This is a genomic window from Microcystis sp. M53603_WE2, assembly GCF_030065435.1.
This window is the reverse complement of record NZ_JASJFF010000561.1, coordinates 1-1,384: the sequence shown is the minus strand read 5'-3', so window position 1 is coordinate 1,384 and position 1,384 is coordinate 1. Positions and strand designations below refer to the sequence as shown.

1 protein-coding gene is annotated in these 1,384 nt (G+C 46.3%); it reads left to right on the top strand.

Translation table 11 applies throughout. The annotated features are described in order from the left end of the window. A partial coding sequence (locus PX481_RS11760) for a nucleotidyltransferase family protein (RefSeq protein WP_288094622.1) occupies positions 1–1,122 on the top strand: 1,122 nt, incomplete at its 5' end. Positions 1,123–1,384 lie beyond the last annotated feature (262 nt).

Here is a 1,384-nt window from a genome sequence, read left to right as displayed (position 1 = left end):
GTCCGTCCGATTACCCATACGATTCCCAAACCCCTGATCCCGATTTTACAAAAGCCGGTGATGGAGTTTTTGTTGGAACTGTTGCGACAGCATGGCTTTGATCAGATCATGGTCAATGTTAGTCATTTAGCCGAAGAAATTGAGAGTTATTTCCGCGATGGTCAGCGTTTTGGGGTGCATATCGGCTATTCTTTCGAGGGTAGAATCGAAGAGGGCGAGTTAATCGGTGATGCCCTAGGATCGGCGGGCGGTTTACGACGAATTCAAGATTTTAATCCCTTTTTTGACGATACTTTTGTGGTTCTCTGTGGTGATGCGCTGATCGATCTTGATTTAACCGCAGCCGTTAAATGGCATCGGGAAAAGGGAGCGATCGCCACTATTGTCACCAAAACCGTCCCCAGAGAGGAAGTATCCAGTTATGGGGTGGTAGTTAGCGACGAGGAAGGAAGGATTCTCAGTTTCCAAGAAAAACCGGCCATCGATGAAGCTTTAAGTACCTGCATTAACACGGGGATCTATATTTTTGAACGAGAAATCATTGATTTTATTCCCCCTAATAGTAAATACGACATCGGGGGCGAATTATTCCCCCAATTAGTCGCTAAAGCTGCGCCTTTCTACGCTTTAAACATGGATTTTGAATGGGTGGATATTGGTAAAGTCCCCGACTACTGGCAGGCAATTCGCGGGGTGTTATCCCGGAAAATTAAAAATGTTGCTATCCCCGGCATCGAAGTCAAACCGGGCATCTACACGGGCTTAAATGTGGGGGTAAACTGGGATCGAGTCGATATCACCGGACCTGTGTATATCGGGGCAATGACGCGCATTGAAGACGGGGCGAAAATTGTCGGTCCGAGTATGATTGGCCCAAATTGTTGGATTTGTGGCGGCGCGACAGTGGATAATAGCGTTATTTTTGAATATTCTCGCCTCGGTTCAGGGGCCCGTTTGGTGGATAAGTTGGTCTTTGGGCGCTATTGTGTTGATAAAACCGGCGCGGCGATCGATGTGGAAGCGGCAGCCTTGGATTGGTTGATTACCGATACCCGCAAGGTTCCCCCAGAATTTGATCACCCTAAACATCAGGCAATTCGTTCTTTATTCAATAGCAAGTAGGCAACACCGCAACAGGGAACTTTTTACTTTTACTTGATAAGTACCTAAGCAAAATTAATTACACATATCTAACCACTCCTTGCATTAGTGCCTTTTGCATGAGTGCCTTTTGCCTATCCTAACCAAGACATTAATTTTGCACGACTACTTAAGTAGGGTCTGCTGAAAAAGTTTTTCCTGGGGGTAGGAGTCAGTAGCCGGTCGTCAGGAGTCGGTCGTTTTAGGCTTTGTTGCCCTTGTTTTTTGTACCAAGCGATGTACT